This is a genomic window from Streptomyces sp. NPDC002868, assembly GCF_055563295.1.
In genome coordinates this window covers 188,394-208,595 of the sequence record NZ_JBVHDR010000004.1, presented here as the reverse complement: position 1 = coordinate 208,595, position 20,202 = coordinate 188,394, and the positions used below count along the sequence as shown (strand labels likewise).

General features: G+C 69.9%; 17 protein-coding genes and 1 tRNA gene. 10 read left to right on the top strand and 8 right to left on the bottom strand.

The window, feature by feature from the left end; all coding sequences use genetic code 11:
- The first annotated feature begins 7 nt into the window (after positions 1-7).
- Together cydD and ACZ3H8_RS15030 are read left to right on the top strand one after the other, a co-directional pair.
- Positions 8-3,532, top strand: a complete 3,525-nt coding sequence (gene cydD / locus ACZ3H8_RS15035) for a thiol reductant ABC exporter subunit CydD (RefSeq protein ID WP_467401696.1) — start codon at positions 8-10, stop codon at positions 3,530-3,532.
- A 203-nt stretch (positions 3,533-3,735) separates the two neighbouring features.
- Positions 3,736-4,785 carry a M23 family metallopeptidase gene (locus ACZ3H8_RS15030; protein WP_467401694.1) on the top strand — a complete coding sequence of 350 codons (1,050 nt, stop codon included), beginning with the start codon at positions 3,736-3,738 and terminating at the stop codon, positions 4,783-4,785.
- 10 nt (positions 4,786-4,795) lie between these two features.
- On the opposite strand, the gene ACZ3H8_RS15025 is transcribed toward ACZ3H8_RS15030, so the two are convergent.
- Entirely contained in the window at positions 4,796-5,644 is an 849-nt protein-coding gene (locus ACZ3H8_RS15025) for a Cof-type HAD-IIB family hydrolase (protein WP_467401692.1), read from the bottom strand.
- Between the two features lie 93 nt (positions 5,645-5,737).
- Between ACZ3H8_RS15025 and ACZ3H8_RS15020 the strand changes: the two genes are divergently transcribed.
- Positions 5,738-6,637, top strand: a complete 900-nt coding sequence (locus tag ACZ3H8_RS15020) for an LLM class flavin-dependent oxidoreductase (protein ID WP_467401689.1) — start codon at positions 5,738-5,740, stop codon at positions 6,635-6,637.
- 51 nt (positions 6,638-6,688) lie between these two features.
- Here ACZ3H8_RS15020 and ACZ3H8_RS15015 read toward each other — a convergent pair whose 3' ends face one another.
- The 5 genes from ACZ3H8_RS15015 to ACZ3H8_RS14995 form a co-directional block, all read right to left on the bottom strand.
- Positions 6,689-7,246: an RNA 2'-phosphotransferase gene (locus tag ACZ3H8_RS15015; RefSeq protein ID WP_398993677.1), complete on the bottom strand. Its 558-nt coding sequence runs from the start codon at positions 7,244-7,246 to the stop codon at positions 6,689-6,691.
- Between the two features lie 124 nt (positions 7,247-7,370).
- Positions 7,371-8,312 carry a MerR family transcriptional regulator gene (locus ACZ3H8_RS15010; protein WP_467401686.1) on the bottom strand — a complete coding sequence of 314 codons (942 nt, stop codon included), beginning with the start codon at positions 8,310-8,312 and terminating at the stop codon, positions 7,371-7,373.
- A gap of 36 nt (positions 8,313-8,348) precedes the next feature.
- Entirely contained in the window at positions 8,349-9,266 is a 918-nt protein-coding gene (locus ACZ3H8_RS15005) for a metal-dependent hydrolase (RefSeq protein ID WP_467401683.1), read from the bottom strand.
- Entirely contained in the window at positions 9,263-11,032 is a 1,770-nt protein-coding gene (locus ACZ3H8_RS15000; RefSeq protein ID WP_467401680.1) for an SDR family oxidoreductase, read from the bottom strand. The genes ACZ3H8_RS15005 and ACZ3H8_RS15000 overlap by 4 nt, the downstream gene beginning before the upstream one ends.
- Positions 11,029-11,874: a M24 family metallopeptidase gene (locus ACZ3H8_RS14995; protein WP_467401678.1), complete on the bottom strand. Its 846-nt coding sequence runs from the start codon at positions 11,872-11,874 to the stop codon at positions 11,029-11,031. Before ACZ3H8_RS14995 ends, ACZ3H8_RS15000 begins: the two co-directional genes overlap by 4 nt.
- 263 nt (positions 11,875-12,137) lie before the next feature.
- On the opposite strand from ACZ3H8_RS14995, the gene ACZ3H8_RS14990 reads away from it, so the two are divergent.
- From ACZ3H8_RS14990 to ACZ3H8_RS14960, 7 genes are all read left to right on the top strand, one after another.
- Complete coding sequence (locus ACZ3H8_RS14990; protein WP_307665897.1) at positions 12,138-13,103, top strand: ABC transporter ATP-binding protein; 966 nt, start codon at positions 12,138-12,140, stop codon at positions 13,101-13,103.
- Positions 13,100-14,002, top strand: a complete 903-nt coding sequence (locus ACZ3H8_RS14985) for an ABC transporter permease (RefSeq protein WP_467401676.1) — start codon at positions 13,100-13,102, stop codon at positions 14,000-14,002. The genes ACZ3H8_RS14990 and ACZ3H8_RS14985 overlap by 4 nt, the downstream gene beginning before the upstream one ends.
- Positions 13,999-14,910: an ABC transporter ATP-binding protein gene (locus tag ACZ3H8_RS14980; protein WP_467401673.1), complete on the top strand. Its 912-nt coding sequence runs from the start codon at positions 13,999-14,001 to the stop codon at positions 14,908-14,910. Before ACZ3H8_RS14985 ends, ACZ3H8_RS14980 begins: the two co-directional genes overlap by 4 nt.
- Positions 14,911-14,927: 17 nt before the next feature.
- On the top strand, positions 14,928-15,647 hold the full coding sequence (locus tag ACZ3H8_RS14975; protein WP_467401671.1) for an ABC transporter permease: 720 nt from the start codon (positions 14,928-14,930) through the stop codon (positions 15,645-15,647).
- A 275-nt stretch (positions 15,648-15,922) separates the two neighbouring features.
- The gene (locus ACZ3H8_RS14970; RefSeq protein ID WP_467401670.1) at positions 15,923-16,630 is read left to right on the top strand and encodes a hypothetical protein; all 708 of its coding nucleotides are present in this window, start codon (positions 15,923-15,925) and stop codon (positions 16,628-16,630) included.
- Between the two features lie 143 nt (positions 16,631-16,773).
- Positions 16,774-17,409, top strand: a complete 636-nt coding sequence (locus ACZ3H8_RS14965) for an NADPH-dependent F420 reductase (protein ID WP_467401667.1) — start codon at positions 16,774-16,776, stop codon at positions 17,407-17,409.
- Between the two features lie 270 nt (positions 17,410-17,679).
- Positions 17,680-17,767: transfer RNA gene (locus ACZ3H8_RS14960), tRNA-Ser, on the top strand.
- 39 nt (positions 17,768-17,806) lie between these two features.
- Here ACZ3H8_RS14960 and ACZ3H8_RS14955 read toward each other — a convergent pair.
- Positions 17,807-18,610: an HAD family hydrolase gene (locus ACZ3H8_RS14955; RefSeq protein ID WP_467401665.1), complete on the bottom strand. Its 804-nt coding sequence runs from the start codon at positions 18,608-18,610 to the stop codon at positions 17,807-17,809.
- Positions 18,607-19,884 (bottom strand): serine--tRNA ligase, encoded by a 1,278-nt coding sequence (gene serS / locus ACZ3H8_RS14950; RefSeq protein ID WP_467401662.1) that lies wholly within the window; start codon positions 19,882-19,884, stop codon positions 18,607-18,609. The genes ACZ3H8_RS14955 and serS overlap by 4 nt, the downstream gene beginning before the upstream one ends.
- Positions 19,885-20,202 lie beyond the last annotated feature (318 nt).

The following is a 20,202-nucleotide window of genomic DNA, read 5'->3' as shown; positions in this document are numbered from 1 at the left end:
GTTTCACGTGAAACCGATCGACCCGCGTCTGCTCCGGTACGCCCGGGCCACTCGTCGCTTTCTGATCGCGGTGGTGCTCCTCGGACTTGTCGGGGCGGCGCTGGTCGTCGCCCAGGCGATGCTGATCGCCGAAGTGGTGGTGGGGGCCTTCCAGAAGGGGCTCTCCACCTCCGGCCTCGGTATGCCGCTGGCGCTGCTGGCAGCAGTTGCGGTCGGCCGGGCGGTCGTGTCCTGGCTGACCGAACTGGCCGCACACCGGGCGAGCGCGGCGGTCAAGTCGGAACTGCGCGGACGACTGCTGGAGCGGGCTGCCGAGCTGGGGCCGGGCTGGCTGAGCCGACAGCGCACAGGCTCGCTGGTGGCACTCGCCACCCGCGGTGTCGATGCGCTGGACGACTACTTCTCGCGCTTTCTCCCGCAGTTGGGGCTCGCGGTGGTGGTGCCGGTGGCGGTGTTGGCGCGGATCGTGACCGAGGACTGGGTCTCGGCGGCGGTCATTGTGGTGACGCTGCCGCTGATTCCGCTGTTCATGGTGCTCATCGGCTGGGCCACCCAGGCGCGGATGGACCGCCAGTGGCGGCTGCTGTCCCGGCTGTCGGGGCACTTCCTGGATGTGGTCGCCGGTCTGCCGACGCTGAAGGTATTCGGGCGGGCGAAGGCGCAGGCCGAGTCGATCCGGTCCATCACCTCGGAGTACCGGCGGGCCACGCTGCGGACGCTGCGGATCGCGTTCCTCTCGTCGTTCGCGCTGGAGTTGCTGTCGACACTCTCGGTGGCGCTGGTGGCCGTCGGCATCGGGATGCGGCTGGTGCACGGGGATCTGGATCTGTACACGGGGCTGGTGATCCTGATCCTGGCGCCCGAGGCGTATCTGCCGATCCGGCAGGTGGGGGCGCAGTATCACGCGGCGGCCGAGGGGCTTTCGGCCGCGGAGGAGATCTTCCGGGTACTGGAGACCGAGCCGCGGGCGGGCGGTGCGGGGGAGCCGGGCACGCTGCGGCTGGAGTTGGACGGGGTGACTGTCCGCCATGCGGGGCGCAGCGAGGCGTCGTTGGACACGGCTTCGCTGGTGGTGGAGCCCGGCGAGACGGTTGCGCTGGTCGGGCCGAGCGGCGTCGGCAAGTCGACGCTGCTGGACGTACTGCTGGGGTTCGTGGCGCCGGCCGAGGGGCGGGTGCGGGTCGGCGGCGCGGATCTCGTCAGCCTTGATCTGGACCGGTGGCGGGAGCGGATCGCCTGGGTGCCGCAGCGCCCGTATCTCTTCGCGGGGACGGTCGCGGAGAACGTACGGCTGGCGCGGACGGACGCCGATGACACGGCGGTGCGGGAAGCGCTGCGGGACGCCGGGGCGTACGACTTCGTGACCGCACTCCCCCAGGGTGTGGACACCCTGCTCGGGGAGGACGGCGCGGGGATCTCGGCCGGGCAGCGGCAACGGCTCGCGCTGGCCCGGGCGTTCCTCGCTGACCGGCCACTGCTGCTGCTCGACGAGCCGACGGCGGCGCTGGACGGGGAGACGGAGGCGGGCATCGTCGACGCGGTACGGCGGCTGGCGGAGGGGCGGACGGTGCTGCTGGTGGTCCACCGCCCGGCGCTGCTGGCCGTGGCGGACAGGGTGGTGGAGCTGCGGGCGCCTGTGAGTGCCGTGGGAGGGGGTTCGGTCGAGGGGCTGCGTCCGTTGGCTTCGCCGGAGGGCGTGGGAGAGAGCTCGGTCGAGGGGCTCCGTCCGGCGGCCTCGCTGGACGGGGTCAAGGAGCTGCATCCCCCCGGATCTGACTTGGCTGCCCTTGCGAGGGTGCGGGGGATGGCCGGGCAGCTGCGGGGGCGCTTCGCGCTCGGGCTGCTGCTCGGCGGCCTCGCTCTGGGGTCCGCGGTGGGGCTCATGGCCGTATCCGGCTGGCTCATCTCGCGCGCCTCCGAGCAGCCGCCGGTGCTCTATCTGATGGTGGCCGTGACTGCGACCCGGGCCTTCGGCATCGGGCGGGCCGTCTTCCGGTACGCCGAGCGGCTCGTCTCGCACGACGCCGTGCTGCGGATGCTCGCCGAGCTGCGGGTCGCCGTCTACCGCAGGCTGGAGCGGATCGCGCCCGCCGGGCTGCGGCAGACCCGGCGCGGCGATCTGCTGTCCCGGCTCGTTGCCGATGTGGACGCCCTGCAGGACTACTGGCTGCGCTGGCTGCTGCCCGCGGGCGTGGCCGTCGTCGTGGGAGCGGGGTCCGTCGGCTTCACGGCGTGGCTGCTGCCCGAGGCCGGGGCGGTGCTCGCCGTCGGCCTCCTCGTCGCCGGGGTTGCCGTCCCGCTGATCAGCGGGACCTGTGCACGGCGAGCCGAGCGGCAACTCGCCCCCGCGCGCGGGGCGCTGGCCACCGGGGTCGTCGACCTCCTGCGCGGGACCGCCGAACTGACCGTCGCCGGAGCGCTGAAGGGCCGGCTGGACAAGACGCGGGAGGCCGACCGGCGGCTGACCCGGATCGCCTCGCAGGGCGCCGCGGCCACCGCGCTCGGCGGCGGGCTCTCCGCGCTGGCCTGCGGGCTGACCGTTGTGTGCGCCGCGTTCGCCGGCGTGCAGGCGGTGCGTGACGGGCGGCTCGACGGCGTGTCTTTGGCGGTCGTGTTGCTCACTCCGCTCGCCGCGTTCGAGGCGGTCACCGGGCTTCCGTCGGCAGCGCAGTACCGGCAGCGGGTCAAACGGAGCGCCGAGCGGGTGTACGAGGTGCTGGACGCGCCCGTCCCCGTACACGAACCGGAGTCGCCGCTCACCCCGCCCGGGACGGCATTCCCGCTCGAAGTGCGGGGCCTTCGCACCCGGTACGCCGGGCAGGAGCAGGACGCACTCGACGGCGTCGATCTGACGCTGACCGCGGGGAAACGCATCGCCGTCGTCGGGACCTCGGGGTCGGGGAAGACCACCCTTGCGCAGGTGCTGCTCCGCTTCCTGGACGCCAGGGAGGGGACGTACACGATCGGCGGCGTGCATGCGGCCGCGCTCGAGGGGGACGCGGTCCGGCGGTTTGTCGGGCTGTGTGCACAGGACGCGCATCTCTTCGACAGTTCCGTACGGGAGAACCTCAGGCTCGCGCGTACAGCGGCGACGGAGGACGAGCTCAGGCAGGCGCTGGGCAGGGCGAGGCTGCTGGAGTGGGTCGACGCGCTGCCCGACGGCCTCGACACCCTCGTCGGCGAGCACGGCGCGCAGCTCTCCGGCGGTCAGCGGCAGCGGCTGGCGCTGGCCCGCGCGCTCCTCGCCGACTTCCCCGTCCTCGTACTCGACGAGCCCGCCGAGCATCTCGACCTGGCGACGGCGGACGCGCTGACGGCGGATCTGCTGACGGCGACCGAGGGGCGGACGACCCTGCTGATCACGCACCGGCTGCAAGGGCTGGACGCCGTCGACGAGGTCGTCGTACTGGAAGCGGGGCGGATCGTGCAGCGCGGTTCCTACGCCGAGCTCGCCGCGGCCGAGGGTCCGCTGCGGCGGATGCTGGAGCGCGAGCGGGCGGCGGACCTGCTCGCTACCCGGCCCTCCGGATGACCGAGCTGCTGGAAACCATGCGCTCCGTCGGCTGCGGCCCGGGGATCGGGGAGGACTGCGGGGGTACGACGGTGTCCTGGCGGGCCTCGCTCTAGTCCGGACGGGGCGGGAAATCCCGCACGTCGGCGGGAAACTGAGCCAGGTGGCGGTACGACACCTCACGGGTACCAGGAATCGCCGCGGCTCCGGGCGATTATCCGAGGATGCGCTTGAGACACCGCGACCGGCTGCTGCTCGTCCCGGTTCTGCTGTGCGCGCTCCTTGGCCCGAGCGCGCCCGAGGCCATGGCGTCCGACGGTCCGCAAGCCAGCATCAGCGCCGAGGTGGCGCAGCTGTTCGAGGACGCGGCGAAGGCCACCGCGACCTACGAGCAGGGCAGGCGGAGGGCCGAGGTACAGCGCGACAAGGCGGACGGGCTGCAAATGCAGCTGAACGAGCAACGGGATGAACTCGAAGCGATCCGCGACGAGGTGGGCAGCGTCGCCCGCGCCCAGTACCGCACCGGCGGGACGCTCGCGCTCACTGCGCAGCTGCTGCTTGCCAGGAACCCCGACGAACTACTCCGCGGACGGCGGCTGGCCTGGCAGGCGGGGCTGGCCGTGAACCAGTTGCTCGGCCGGGCCGGGCAGGCCAACCGGAAGCTCACCCTGGTCGAGGGGAAGGCCAGGGCCGCCCGGCGCGAGCTCGACGCCCGCGAGGCGCAGCTGGCGACGATCAAGCGGTCCATCGAAGCGAAGCTGGAGGCCGCGCAGTGGAAGCTGCAGGCTGAGGCGGACCGCAGCGTAGCGGCAGGCACGTGTTCGGGCGCCGTAAAGCTCGGCCGCAGCGGGGGCAAGCCGCCGCGGGGTGCGGCGTGGGTGGCGCCGGTGGAGCAGTACGAACTGTCCGCCGGGTTCAACAGTGCCGGTGAGCGCTGGGCGAAGCGGCACACCGGCCAGGACTTCGCGGTCGGCATCGGGACCCCGGTGCGGTCGATCGGGGCGGGCCGGGTGATCTCGGTCTCCTGCGGCGGCGGCTTCGGAATCGAGATCGTCGTGCAGCACCCGGGCGGCTACTTCTCGCAGTACGCGCATCTGGCGGCGGTCACCGTCGACCAGGGCGATCGGGTACGCACCGGGCAGTGGATCGGACAGACCGGCACCACGGGCAACTCGACGGGGCCGCACCTGCATTTCGAGGTGCGGCTCACGCCGTATCTGGGGTCCGGGGTGGATCCGGTGGCATGGTTGAGCAAGCGAGGCGTCTGGCTTTAGCAGATCGCTGCTACACGTTCTTGAGGATCTGCTCGATGACGACCGCCACGCCGTCCTCATTGTTGGCGACAGTCCGTCCGGAGGCCGCGGCGATCACGTCCGGGTGCGCGTTGCCCATCGCGTACGAGGTCCCGGCCCAGGTCAGCATCTCCACATCGTTGGGCATGTCCCCGAAGGCGACGACCTCGTCGGCGGAGATCCCGCGCTGGGCGCAGCAGAGCGCCAGCGTGCTGGCCTTGCTCACGCCCAGGCCGCTGACCTCGAGCAGCGCGGTCGGGCTGGAGCGGGTGAAGGACGCGAGCTCGCCGGCGGCCGTACGGGCCAGGGTGAGGAAGCCGTCGGGCGTCAGCTCGGGGTGGTGGGCGAGCAGCTTGATCACCGGGGCGCCGGCGTCGGGATGGTCCTCGTCGAGCAGCTTCTCTGCGGTGGCGACGGTCGCGCCCGGGTCGAGATGGAAGGGCGGGTAGTCCGGCTCGTAGTGGATACCGGTGGTCAGCTCGACCGCGAAGGAGGTGCCGGGAGCGGCGTCGCGCAGGGCCCGTACGACATCGAGGGCGATGCTCCGCTCCAGGGCGCGGACCTCCAGCAGCTTGCCGCCGGCGTGCAGATCCACGACGGCCGCGCCATTGGCGCAGATCGCCAGCCCATGGCCGTGGACATGTTCGCTGACGACGTCCATCCAGCGGGCCGGCCGTCCGGTGACGAAGAAGACCTCGATCCCCGCGTCCTCGGCGGCGGCGAGGGCGGCGATCGTACGGTCGGACACGGACTTGTCGTCGCGTAGCAGAGTGCCGTCCAGGTCAGTGGCGATCAGCCGGGGGGCAGCGGGCAGCGGGAAGGGATCGGTAGCTGAGGTCACAGATCCATTCTCCCGTACGCCGGTGCACGGGCGTACGACAGGGCGCACATTTGAGTGCGCACGCGGCACTCCGGGGCCACGTACGCTCGATGCATGCGTTTGAGTACCGTGATCCTCCCTGTCCGCCCTTGGCACAACGGTGGCCGCGACGACTGGCTCCGAGCCGAGCAGCTCGGCTTCCACACCGCGTACACCTACGACCATCTGTCGTGGCGGTCCTTCCGCGACGGCCCGTGGTACGGCGCGGTCCCGACGCTGACCGCCGCGGCCGCCGCCACCGAGCGGCTGCGTCTCGGCACCCTGGTCACCTCGCCGAACTTCCGGCACCCGGTGACCCTCGCCAAGGACCTGATCTCGCTCGACGACATCTCCGGCGGGCGGATCACGCTGGGCATCGGCGCGGGCGGCATGGGCTTCGACGCGACGGCGCTGGGTCAGGAGGCATGGACACCGCGTGAACGGGCCGACCGATTCGGCGAGTTCGTGCCGCTGCTCGACCGGCTGCTGACCGAGGACTCCGTGACGTACGGGGGGACCTTCTACTCGGCGGTCGAGGCCCGCAACATCCCCGGCTGTGTACAGCGGCCCCGGCTGCCCTTCGCCGTCGCGGCCACCGGGCCGCGTGGGCTGAAGCTCGCGGCGAATCACGGGCAGGCATGGGTGACCACCGGCGACCCGAAGCTGTTCGAGACGGGCACGCCCGAGCAGTCCGTCGAGGCCGTCCGCGGGCAGATCGAGAAGCTCGCCAAGGCGTGTGCGGACATCGGCCGGGATGTGGCCGAGCTGGACAAGATCCTGCTCACCGGCTTCACTCCGGAACCCGGCCGCGTGCTGGAGTCCCTCGACGCTTTCGTCGACTTCGCGGGCAGGCACTTCGAGCTCGGCTTCACGGAGATCGTGCTGCACGCTCCGATCCCGGACTCGTACTTCGCCGCGGACCAGGCCGTCTTCGAGCAGATCGCGACGGAGGGCCTCGCTCAGCTGACCCGCTGAGCCGGACCTCGTGGGGGGACGACCTCACGGCGTCCACCCCTTGACGGTGGCCTACGCGCCGGGAAAGCGCAGAAACTCCGGCGGTACGGCGTCGGTGAGCCAGACACCGTTGGTGCTGACGTGGAAGAGGTGGCCCGCCCGATGCATCGCCCCGGCGTGTACGGAGAGGACGACGGGGCGGCCGCGGCGGGCGCCGACGCGGGTTGCGGTCTCGCGGTCGGGCGAGAGATGGACATGGTGGCGCTTCATCGGGCGCAGGCCTTCGGCGCGGATTGCCTCCAGGCTGCGGGCCACGGTGCCGTGGTAGAGGTACGCGGGCGGCTCGGCCGGGGGGAGGTCCAGATCGACCTCGACGGTGTGGCCCTGATTGGCTCGGATGCGCGTGCCGTCGATCGTGAACCGCTGCTTGTCGTTGACGGCGACGACATGGTCGAGCTCGGCGCGGGTGAACAGGAAGCCGTGCGCGGCCGCGGCCCGCATCAGCTCGTCCACCGCCACCCAGCCGTTCTCGTCGAGGGTGATGCCGAGCCGGTCCGGCTGGTGCCGCAGATGCTTCGAGAGGTACTTCGACACCTTCACGGTGCGTTGTTCATCGGGTCTTGCGTTCATGCCGTCAGCGTGCCCTTCGGCTCGGTCCGGCGCCACCGAAAAAATCGCGCTACAGGTTTGATCCACAGCCAACTGTAGTTATCCACAAGGGAATTGGCGTTTCTGTGGACAACGCGGCGCCGATTCAAGCTCTTTGGTCAAATTGCCTGGAATCACCGTCCTTTGAGGCCAGGGCGTCCAATGTCCTTGCCTGCACCTCCCGTTCGGTCGCGGCCGCGATGAAGGCGGCCGCATTCTCCTGGCCAACCAGACGGTGTACCGCCCGGATTGTCTCCGGCGGCAGCGTCACCGAGCGCGGCTCACTTTCCACCGGCGGCGGCCCTTCGGCCCCCAGGTGCTGCTGCAGATGCCGGGTGGCGAACGTCCGCATGGCCCGCGCCAGTTCGGCGTCGACCGTCCGCTGCGCGAGCGGCCGCAGCCGCCGGACCAGCGACGCGGCCTCGGCCGCATCAGCGTCGGTCGGTGGCCGGTGTCCCAGATAGCGTGCGAAGACATGCTCGGCGGTGAACTCCAGGAAACGGGACGCTATGTGCTCCACCTGCCCGCGAAGTTCCCGCAGATGACCGGAGATTGCCGAGAGCGGCACCCCCGCCGCGTACAACTCGGCCGCCACCGCGAGTTCTTGGGGGCTGGGCACCAGGAATTCGTCGGCATGCCCCGGGATCCGCTCCAGCACACCGAGGTCCACCGCCTCCGCGACGGCCGCCTCGTCCGGCCTCCCGCCGAACTTCCCGTCCAACTCGGCGCGGGTGATCCGGGCTGCCTCCTCGTCCGTCCACGGCCCCTGCACCTCGGCGACCAGGCCGAGCACCCCACCGAGCCCGCGCCCGGCGTCCCAGGCCTCCAGCAACTCCTTGATCGAAGCCAGGGTGTAGCCGCGGTCGAGCAGGTCCGCGATCTGCCGCAGCCGGGCGAGGTGTGTGGAGCCGTACACATTGGCCCGCCCTCGCCGCTCCGGCTTCGGCAGCAGTCCGCGGTCCTGGTAGGCGCGGATCGTACGGACGGTGGCGCCGCTGTGGTGCGCCAGATCCTCGATCCGGTACTCGGCTACTGGCTGCTCGGACAAGCCCGCTCCCTGGATGACAGCTCGATGACAGGCCGCCTACGACAAGGCGGCACGGCCCACCGCCCCCGCCGCGGCGCGGGCCGCGGGCGAAGTCGCGAGATAGTCGACGGCCTTGCGCAGCGAGCCCTCCTGCGAGGGATGGTACGACCCCCGGAAGTAGCGGGGTATGGCCGCGCCCAACTCCCGCCAGGTGGGCAGCAGCCCCTTGCCGACGGCGCGGTTGTGCTCGCGCAGTGAGTACCGCAGCCGGCCGGCGAGCTGTGGATCGTGCCGGATCAGATAGGCCGTGCCCCACCCCCACAGCCAGAGCAGCACGGGCGCGGTGACGAGCATGCCCTCGACACGGCGGGCATAGCGCGGCAGCCCCTCGCCGCCACAGTGCTGGTACATGTCGAAGGCGACGGCCCGGTGCTCGACCTCCTCCGCGCCGTGCCAGCGCAGCAGATCCAGCATGATCTCGTCGGCGTCCGCCCGGTCGAGCCCCTCGGCATGCAGCACCCAGTTGCCCAGGACCGCCGTGAACTGCTCGATCGCGGCGATGATCGCCAGCCGGAAGCGCAGCCACTCCCGGGCCGGTATCGGCGCTCCGAACGGTGGCGTCTCGCCGAGAAGTTTCTCGAAGAGGAGCTCGACGTACTTGGTGAATCCCTCGGTGTCGAGCCGCTGCGCGGCCAGGTGGTCCAGTACGTACGCGTGCTGCACGCTGTGCGTGGCCTCCTGGCCCATGAAGCCCTTGACGTCCTTTCGCAGTACCGGGTCGCCGACCAGCGGCAGAGCCTCCTTGAAGACCTTGACGAACCACCGCTCGCCGGCCGGCAGCAGCAGATGCAGCACATTGATGACATGGGTGGCGGTGGGCTCGTCCGGTATCCAGTGCAGCGGGGTCCTGTCCCAGTCGAACGAGACCCGGCGCGGCGTGATGGGGTAGCGGCCGATGTGCTCCTCGGCGCTCACAGCGGCGGCTCCAATCGGGCGATCGCACGCAACGTCCGGGGCATGAAGCGGGACAGGAAGTGGGCGCCGCGGGCTTCGGGCGTCACCGGCACCACCGCCTGGTTCTTCACGACGGCGCGCAGGATCGCGTCGGCGACCTTCTCCGGCGGGTAGTTGCGCAGTCCGTACAGCCGGGCGGATCTCCTCTGGCGCCGCTTCTCCTCCGCCGCGTCCACTCCGGCGAAACGCGCGGTGGAGGTGATGCTGGTGTTGACGAAGCCGGGGCAGATCGCGGAGACCCCGATCCCCTGCCCGGCCAGCTCGGCACGCAGACACTCGCTGAGCATCAGCACCGCGGCCTTGGAGGTGCTGTACGCGGGCAGTGCCTTGGACGGCTGATAGGCCGCCGCCGACGCGGTGTTGACTATATGGCCGCCCTGGCCACGTGCGGCCATCTGCCGGCCGAAGAGCCGGCAGCCGTGGATGACGCCCCACAGATTGACGTCGAGGACTTTCCTCCAGTCCTCGGCGCTGGTCTGGAGGAACGAGCCGGCCAGACCGATGCCCGCGTTGTTGACCAGGACGTCCACGACTCCGTACTCGGCGGCGACCTTGCCGGCGAGCTTCTCCATCGCCTGCTCGTCGCTGACGTCGACCGTCTCGCCCCAGGCCTCGGGCGCGCCGATCAGCCGCGACATCTCCGCGGTCCTGGCCGCACCCTCCCCGTCCCGGTCCACGGCCACGATCCGCGCCCCCGCCTCGGCGAACGCGAAGGCCGTGGCCCGCCCGATGCCGCTGGCCGCGCCCGTCACCAGGACGAGCTGCCCCCCGAACCGCTCGGCATACGGGCCGCGGGCCAGGGTCTCCCGCGCGGCCACCCCGGCCGCGCTGTCCTCGTTGGCCAGGACGAACTCGCCGATCCAGGCAGACAGCTGGTCCGGCCTGGTGCGCGGCGCCCAGTGCTTGGCGGGCAGCGAGCGGCGGGTCAACTGCGGTGCCCACTCGCCCAGTTCGTCGTAGAGCCGCTCGGACAGGAAGATGTCACCCGTCGGGGTGATCAGCTGGACCGGAGCCTGGGCGTACGCGTCGGAGCGCGGGCGGCGCAGCCGCGCGCGGACGTTGTCGCGGTAGAGCCACGCGCCGTGCGCCGCGTCCTGCGGCAGCGAGGGCGTGGGGTAGTCACCGCCGGGCACCTTCTCCAGCCGCTGCAGGATCCTGGGCCACCGCTTGCCCAGCGGCCCGCGCCAGGCGAGCTCCGGCAGCACCGGCGTATGCAGCATGTACACATACCAGGACTTGGCGCCCTGTCCGAGCAGCTGGCCGACCCTGCGGGGCGTGGGCCGGCTCATCCGCTTCTTGATCCAGTGGCCGAAGTGGTCCAGGGACGGTCCTGACATCGAGGTGAAGGAGGCGATCCGGCCCTCGGTGCGCTTCACGGTCACGAACTCCCAGGACTGCACCGACCCCCAGTCGTGGCCGACCAGATGCACCGGCCTGTCCGGACTCACCGCGTCCGCGACAGCCAGGAAGTCGTCCGTCAGTTTCTCCAGGGTGAAGCCGCCGCGCAGTGGCGTCGGCGCGGTCGAGCGACCGTGCCCCCGGACGTCGTACAGCACTACATGGAAGCGGTCAGCCAGCCGCTCGGCGACCTCCGACCACACCTCCTTGCTGTCCGGATAGCCGTGCACGAGCAGCACCGTCGGCTGCGTCGCGTCGCCCAGCTCCGCGACGCAGAGCTCGATTCCGCCCGTACGGACCCAGCGCTCCCGCGCCCCCTTGAGACTCACGCCGACTCCTCCGCCCAACGCCGCACATGCGGCAGATCGTCGTCCAGCCAGAACGCGCTCTGCTCCGGGTCCTTGGAGTCGGTGACCACCAGGATCTCCTCGAACTTCGCGCCCGTACCCCTGAATCCGAGGTGCGGTTCGACCGCCCACAGCCCCGGCCGGGGCGGGTGGTCGGAGAATTTGTACGGACTCCACAGCGGCGACCAGCCGTCCCGGTGGCCGTGCAGCGCGTCGCTCGCAAGCCCCTTCAGCGACTGTGTGCCGAACCCGAAGAGATGCGGCGACCAGCGCCGCTCCTTCACCCGGTCGACCTTGTGGGCGATCACACCGAAGGGATACGCGCGGTGCCGGTTGGCATACCCCTGCCGGACCATCAGTCGGTCCACGTCCTCGTAGATCTCGCGCAGCGAGCGCCGCTCCCGAACCTCGCGCAGTATCAGCTCGCGGTGCGCCTCAAGATCGGCGAGCAGTCTGTTGTGCACAGGGCTCGGGCCGAGGCAGCTGGAGTACCCGATGTCCGCGGTGTAGCCCTTGTAGACCGGGGCCATGTCGAGGATGAAGGGCATGCCCGCTTCAAGGACGCGGTTGGTCGGGAAGAACTGCAGCGGTATTCGGAAGCCGACGAAAGCCGTGCGGTCCCCGAACCAGGCGAAGGGGAGGTGGAACCAGTCGCGCACACCGCGCTCCCGCAGCCACTCGCGCTGCATCCGAGCCGCCCCGCGCTCGGTCACCCCGGGCTTGAGCTGCGCCGCGACCACCTCCGCGCATTCGTACGCGAGGCGCTGCACTTCTCTGAACCCTCGCAGTTCCGCGGTCAGTTCGCTTGCTGCTGCTGAGGTCATGCCACCTGCCCGTCCATCCGTCCCGAGTGCGGTACGCAGCCGTAACTTGACACTGATGAATGTGACAATGCACGGCGGCTGCGTCAAGGGTTGTGCATCACCTGTGGACAACCGACACCTGTGGACAACCGGCCTGTGGACAGCCTCGCCGCCGTTCTTTCGTCGCTGCCCCCTACGGGTCCGTACCTCTCGAGTCGGACACCGATCCAGCCGCCAGGGCTGACGCCCCATGTGTCGTGCGCCACTACCTTCGAAATGTGACTGTGATCGCGACCGAAAGCCTGAGCAAGCGGTTCCCCAGGGTGACCGCGCTTGACCGGCTCTCCTTGGACATCGGACCCGGTGTGACCGGACTGGTGGGCGCCAACGGAGCCGGCAAGTCCACGTTGATCAAGATCCTGCTGGGTCTGTCCCCCGCCACGGAAGGCCGGGCCGCGGTGCTCGGCCTCGACGTCGCCACGAGCGGCGCCGCCATCCGCGAACAGGTGGGGTACATGCCCGAGCACGACTGCCTGCCGCCCGACGTCTCGGCCACCGAGTTCGTCGTCCATATGGCGCGCATGTCCGGGCTGCCGCCGACGGCCGCCCGCGAGCGCACCGCTGACACCCTGCGCCATGTCGGCCTCTACGAGGAGCGGTACCGCCCCATCGGCGGCTACTCGACCGGCATGAAGCAGCGCGTCAAACTCGCGCAGGCCCTAGTCCACGACCCGAAGCTGGTCCTTCTGGACGAGCCGACCAACGGCCTCGACCCGGTGGGCCGCGACGAGATGCTGGGCCTGATCCGCCGCGTCCACACCGACTTCGGCATCTCGGTCCTGGTCACCTCGCACCTCCTCGGCGAGCTCGAGCGCACCTGTGACCATGTCGTCGTCATCGACGGCGGCGCCCTGCTGCGCTCCAGCTCCACCAGCGACTTCACCCAGACCACCGCGACGCTCGCGGTCGAGGTCACCGACACGGACACGCATCCCGACGGCACCGCCGTGCTCCGTAAGGCACTTGCCGCCGCCGGAATCACGCTCCACGCGCGCGTGGAGGACGGTCTGCCCGGCGCGGGCCACATCCTGCTCATCGAGGCGACGGGCGAGGAGACGTACGACGTCGTACGCGACACCGTCGCCGGGCTCGGCCTCGGACTCGTACGGATGGAACAGCGCCGCCACCACATCGCGGAGGTCTTCCGTCCGGAGGCAGCGGCACAGCCCATGGAGGTGCAGGCGCGATGAGCATCGAGACCACCGGGATCCAGAAGGACACCACCCGGATCCACAACATCGGATACCGGAACTACGAAGGCCCGCGGCTCGGCCGTGCGTACGCGCGCCGCTCCCTCTACTCGCAGTCGCTGCGCGGCGCCTACGGACTCGGCCGCTCGGCCAAGTCCAAGGTGCTGCCGATGATCCTCTTCGCGGTGATGTGCCTGCCCGCGGCGATCATCGTCGCGGTCGCCGTCGCCACGAAGCTCAACGACCTCCCCCTCGACTACACCCGCTACGCGATCGTCACCCAGGCGGTCATCGGCCTCTTCCTGGCCGCGCAGGCCCCGCAGTCCGTCTCCCGCGATCTGCGCTTCAAGACGGTGCCGCTGTACTTCTCGCGCCCGATCGAGCGCATCGACTACGTCCTGGCCAAGTACGGGGCGATGGCCTCGGCGCTGTTCGTACTCACCGCGGCGCCGCTGGGCATCCTCTACATCGGCTCGCTGCTCGCCAAGATGGACTTCGCGGACCAGACGAAGGGCTTCGCGCAGGGCATGGTCTCTGTGGCACTCCTCTCCGTACTCTTCGGCGGCCTCGGCCTGGTGATGGCCGCGCTCACACCGCGCCGCGGCTTCGGCGTCGCCGCCGTGATCGCGACACTGACCATCACGTACGGCGCCGTCTCCACCGTCCAGGCGATCGCCTGGGAGACCGGATCGCCCGGAGCGATCAAGTGGCTCGGCCTCTTCTCGCCGGTCACGCTCATCGACGGCGTACAGACCGCATTCCTCGGCGCGACCTCGGCCTTCCCGGGCGAGGCGGGACCGGGAGCCGGTGCGGGCGTGGCCTATCTGCTCGTCGTTACTGCGCTCGTCCTCGGCTCGTACGCCGTACTGATGCGCCGCTACCGAAAGGTCGGGCTGTGACCACCATCAACATCGAGCACACCTCGCGGTGGTTCGGGAATGTCGTGGCCGTCAACGATGTGACCATGACGATCGGCCCGGGCGTCACCGGTCTGCTCGGCCCCAACGGCGCCGGAAAGTCCACGCTCATCAACATGATGGGTGGTTTCCTCGCCCCCTCGACGGGAAGCGTCACGCTCGACGGTCGGACGATCTGGCGCAATGAGTCCGTATACCGGCAGATCGGCGTCGTACCGGAGCGGGAAGCGATGTACGACTTCCTCACCGGCCGCGAATTCGTGGTTGCCAACGCCGAGTTGCACGGCCTGGGCGCCAGGGAGGCCCAGCGCGCGCTGGCCACCGTCGAGATGGAGTACGCGCAGGACCGCAAGATCGCTACGTACAGCAAGGGCATGCGGCAGCGCGTGAAGATGGCATCGGCGCTGGTGCACGAGCCGTCCGTGCTGCTGCTCGACGAGCCCTTCAACGGCATGGACCCGCGCCAGCGGATGCAGCTGATGGACCTGCTGCGCCGGATGGGCGGCGAAGGCCGTACGGTCCTCTTCTCCTCCCACATCCTGGAGGAGGTCGAGCAACTCGCCTCCCACATCGAGGTGATCGTGGCCGGCCGGCACGCCGCCTCGGGCGACTTCCGCAAGATCCGCCGACTGATGACGGACCGGCCGCACCGCTATCTCGTACGGTCCAGCGACGACCGGGCGCTCGCCGCGGCCCTGATCGCCGACCCGTCGACGGCGGGCATCGAGGTCGACCTGGCCGAGGGTGCGCTGCGCATCCAGGCCGTCGACTTCGGCCGGTTCACCGAACTGCTGCCGCGGGTCGCCCGCGAGCACTCCATCCGGCTGCTCACGGTCTCGCCCTCGGACGAGTCCCTCGAGTCGGTCTTCTCCTACCTCGTAGCGGCCTGAAAGGAGCTGTGACGCAGATGTACAACCCCACAGTCGCCCGGCTCACCTATCGGGCCGTGCTCGGCAGGCGCCGGGCAGCGATCCTGTTCGTACTGCCCGGACTGCTGCTGCTCATCGCGGCGGCGGTACGGAGCTTCAACGGCGTGGACGACCAGGTCGCCGCCGATGTCCTGGGCGGGTTCGCCATCGCCACGATGGTGCCGCTGATCGGCGTGATCGCGGGCACCGGGTCGATCGGGCCCGAGATCGACGACGGGTCGATCGTCTATCTGCTGGCCAAGCCGGTGAAGCGGCCGACGATCATCGTCACGAAACTGATCGTGGCCATCGCGATCACGATGGCCTTCTCGGCGGTGCCCACGCTGATCGCCGGATTCATCCTGAACGGCAACGGCCAGCAGGTCGCGGTGGCGTACACCGTGGCGGCGCTGGTCGCGTCGATCGCGTACAGCGCGCTGTTCCTGCTGCTCGGGACGGTCAGCAGGCATGCGGTGGTGATCGGACTCGTCTACGCGCTGGTGTGGGAGACGTTGTTCGGCAGCCTGGTGCCGGGGGCGCGCACGCTGAGCGTCCAGCAGTGGTCGCTGTCGCTCGCCGAGAAGATCGGCGGGGAGGGCCTGATCGGCTCGGACGTGGGGCTGCCGCTGGCGGTGGCGCTGCTGGCGGGGGTCACGGTGGTGGCGACGTGGTACGCGGGGCAGAAGCTGAGGGTGCTGAAGCTCGCCGGGGAGGAGTGAGGCGGCGGGGTCCGTGTCTCCTCGGTGTCAACCCCTGTCCGGTGGGCGGGGGTTGACGCGTATCCGCGTAACTGTACGTTTATCGGTTCGTTGTCCACTGTGCGTGGAGGCAACTGGAGTTCGTGGCGACGAGAGTTCGTGAAACTGGGGATTGCCGGTGCCGGATCGAAAGCCGGGCCGGTCACTGGGTGAGTAGCACCGTGAGCCGACCTCCACCCCTGAAGCCCGGGGAGGAGGGCCGTCCATGATCGGTTTTGCGAACGGAAGGCATTTTCATGCCATCGGAAGTCGCCCTGCTCGAGTCGCGCGCGATGCGCGACGAGCACCAGGGGCGTGTCGAAGTCCTGGACAAGGTGAAGGCGCTTGTCATGCTCCCGGACGGAACGCACGTCACCACGGAGGGTGTCGCGCGCTACTTCGAGGTCCACAGGGGCACTGTGCACAGCATTGCCAGGCGCCATCGGGACGAGCTCGAAGCCAGCGGGATGATCACACTCAAGGGCTCTGAGCTGCAGTCTTTTGAAGTGTTCAATTTGAACACTTCAAAGGAGAGTTATCCACAGGGGCGCGCACACCTCCGGCTCTACACCCGCCGGACCGTGCTCAACATCGCGATGCTCCTTCGCGACAGCGACATCGCCCGCTGCGTCCGCATGTATCTCCTCGATGCCGAGGAGGCAGGGGGCTGGCGCCAGAGTTACGCATCCCTCGACCGACGCGTCACCAAGGTCGAGGCGAACCTGGACACTGTCGGACACGCGCTCCAGGAACTCGGCCCCGTGATCCACGGGATCTCGGTGCGGCTCGACCGTCTCGACCGGCGGCTCGACGCCACCAATCAGGTCGTCGGGGCGATGAGCAACCGGCTCTGCGATCTCTCCGACGACATGCGGCGGATGGAGCGCCGGATGGACAGGAGGATGGACGACTTCGCCCACCAGCTGAGGGAGCTGCAGCGCAGCCGGCGGCGTAAGCGCCGCTGATCCCGGCTCGCGGTCCGCGCCTTGACGCACCCTCCGGTCGCGGGCCGCGAGCACCTGGCCCTCCAGCCCTAGGCCCTGCCCAGGCCCCGCCTGGTTCCAGCGCCCGATACGGAGCGCCTGCCGCCCCGCCTAGCGTCACGCACATGACGAAACTCGGATTTCTCGGCACAGGCCATGTCGCGAGGGCAGTGGCGGCCGGAGCGGCCGCCGCCGGTCATGACGTCGTGCTGGGCTCGCGCGAACCGGACAACCGAAAGCATCTGGACTTTCCCGTCGTCACCCTCGCCGAGGCCGCCTCCCACGGCGACATCGTCGTCAACGCCACGCCCGGCACCGAATCCCTCGCCCTGCTCCAAGTCCTTGCCCCTCAGCTCGCCGGAAAGGTCCTCCTCGACATCGCCGTCGGCCTCACCGACAGCATGGAGCTGGCCCACCCCAACTCCAGCATCGGCGAACAGATTCAGCAGGCGCTCCCGGACACCAAGGTCGTCAAGAGCCTCTGCACCATGGACGCTTCCCTCATGGCCGCCCCCGACGCGCTCGTCGGCCCCAGCACAGTCTTCCTCTCCGGAGCCGACGCCGGAGCGAAGGCACAGGTCGCCGCGGTGCTGGGCGACCTCGGCTGGCCGTCCTCGTCGCAGCTCGACCTGGGCGGGATCACCACCGCCCGCGGCCAGGAACACCTCGCGTTGCTGTTCCTCGGCGTGGCCGCCGCCCTCGGCACGTACACCTTCAACCTCAATGTCGTACGAGGCGCGGGGCAGGAGCACGCGTCATGACCGAGAGGTGACCCGACTCGAAAACCAGTGGCACCGAAGGGCCGCCCGGGGCACAGTAGTTGAGTCGGCGCACGCCAGTGCGACCGACGCCACCGACCGGGAGAGGAGCGCGGCGATGACCGAGAGTACGAGTGCGAGTCCGTCGAGCTCCCAGCAGGGCAGCGCCGGGCAGGCAGCGGAGTAGCCACCGACCACTCCGCGAAGCCGCCCGCAGGCAGCTGCCCGGGGGCGGCCGCTTCGAGCGCGCATCCGCGCGGGCCGCCCCCTCCCGGAGGATTGGCCGAGTGGTAAGGCAGCGGCTTGCTAAGCCGTCGTCGGGGCCGAAAGCCCCGCGCGCGTTCGATCCGCGCATCCTCCGCAGCACCGCGACACCGCAGCACCGAGACACCGCAGCGCGTCAGCCCTGAAGAAGCTGCTCCAGCACCACCGCGATGCCATCGTCCTCGTTCGACGCCGTGATCTCGTGTGCCACGGCCTTCAGCTCCTCGTGCGCATTGGCCATCGCCACCCCGTGCGCCGCCCACCCGAACATCGGGATGTCGTTCGGCATGTCACCGAACGCGATCGTGTCCGCAGCCCGCAGCCCAAGCCGTCGCGCCGCCAGCGACAGCCCCGTCGCCTTGCTCAGTCCCAGCGGCAGGATCTCCACCACGCCCGGGCCCGCCATCACCACGTCCACCAGGCTTCCGACCGTCGCCCTGGCCACCTTCGCCAGCGCGTCGTCGTCGAGCCCCGGATGCTGGATGTAGACCTTGTTGATCGGCGCGGACCACAGCTCGGACGGGTCCTCGAACGCCACAACCGGCAGCGGGCTCTCCTGGACCCGGTAGCCGGCGCCGACCAGCACCTCGCCGTCGAGCCCGTCGCGACTCGCGGCCAGCGCCAGCGGGCCGGCCTCCGCCTCGATCTTGGAGAGCGCAAGACCGGCCAGCTGCCGGTCCAGCGTCACGGACGTCAGCAGCCGGTGCTCGCCCGCGTGGTAGACCTGCGCGCCCTGGCCGCAGACCGCGAGGCCGTCGTACCCCAGGTCGTCCAGGATGTGCCGGGTCCACGGAACGGCCCGTCCGGTGACGATGATGTGCGCGGCGCCCGCCGCGGTGGCCGCGACGAGGGCGTCGCGCGTGCGCTCCGAGACCGTTTCGTCGCCACGCAGCAGCGTGCCGTCGAGATCGGTCGCGACGAGCCGGTAAGGGAACGTCACTTGGCGACCGGCTCCAGCACTTCACGGCCACCCAGGTACGGACGGAGTACCTCGGGCACCCGCACCGAACCGTCTGCCAGCTGGTGGTTCTCCAGGATCGCCACGATCGTGCGCGGTACGGCGCACAGTGTGCCGTTCAGTGTCGCCAGCGGCTGCACCTTCTTGCCGTCGCGCATCCGGACCGACAGGCGGCGCGCCTGGAAGCTGTCGCAGTTCGACGCGGAGGTCAGCTCGCGGTACTTGCCCTGGGTCGGGATCCACGCCTCGCAGTCGTACTTGCGCGAGGCCGACGCGCCGAGGTCGCCGGTCGCCACATCGATCACCTGGAACGGCAGCTCCAGGCCCGTCAGCCACTGCTTCTCCCAGTCCAGGAGCCGCTTGTGCTCGGCCTCCGCGTCCTCGGGAGCGACGTACGAGAACATCTCGACCTTGTCGAACTGGTGCACCCGGAAGATTCCGCGGGTGTCCTTGCCGTACGTCCCTGCCTCGCGGCGGAAGCACGGCGAGAAGCCGGCGTACCGCAGCGGCAGCTTGTCGGCCTCGATGATCTCGTCCATGTGGTACGCGGCGAGCGGGACCTCAGAGGTGCCGACCAGGTAGTAGTCGTCCTTCTCCAGGTGGTAGACGTTCTCCGCGGCCTGGCCGAGGAAGCCGGTGCCCTCCATGGCGCGCGGGCGGACCAGCGCCGGGGTCAGCATCGGGATGAAGCCGGCCTCGGTGGCCTGCGCGATCGCGGCGTTGACGAGTGCGAGCTCGAGCAGCGCGCCGACACCCGTCAGGTAGTAGAAGCGCGAGCCGGACACCTTGGCGCCGCGCTCGACGTCGATGGCGCCGAGCGCCTCGCCGAGCTCCAGGTGGTCCTTGGGCTCGAAGCCCTCGGCGCCGAAGTCGCGGACCGTGCCGTGCGTCTCGAGGACGACGAAGTCCTCCTCGCCGCCGACCGGAACGTCCTCATGGACGATGTTCCCCAGCTGGAGCAGCAACCGCCTGGTCTCTTCGTCGGCCTCGTCCTGCGCGGCATCAGCCGCCTTGACGTCGGCCTTCAGCTGCTCGGCCTTCTTCAGCAGCTCGGCTCGCTCTTCGGGAGAGGCCTTGGGGATGAGCTTGCCGAGCTGCTTCTGCTCGGAGCGCAGCTCGTCGAAGCGGAGGCCGGACGACCTGCGCCGCTCATCGGCCAAGAGCAGGGCGTCGACGAGGGCGACGTCCTCTCCACGGGCGCGCTGGGAGGCGCGAACACGGTCGGGGTCCTCACGGAGCAGGCGAAGGTCAATCACCCCACCAGGCTACCGGTGCGGACTGACGGCACCCCACCCGATATTGCCTTGCGTGTAATTTTGTCCGGATTACTCGAATTGCCGGAATTGGATAGAGGTCGGTAAATCGGTTGTCGATTGAGCGGGCAAGCGTCAATAAACACGACGCTATTCGCCGAAATGGGGCATGGGGTGAGGGGTCGCATTGACCCACACCCTTTGGGGGATGGGGGCTGAGCTCCCCTTGTCCACAGGGATGCAGCTTCTCGCAAGGTTATCCACAGGCTGTGCGTGAGATCTGTGGACCGCGGAAAACCACGGAAAAGATCGTTTTCAGGG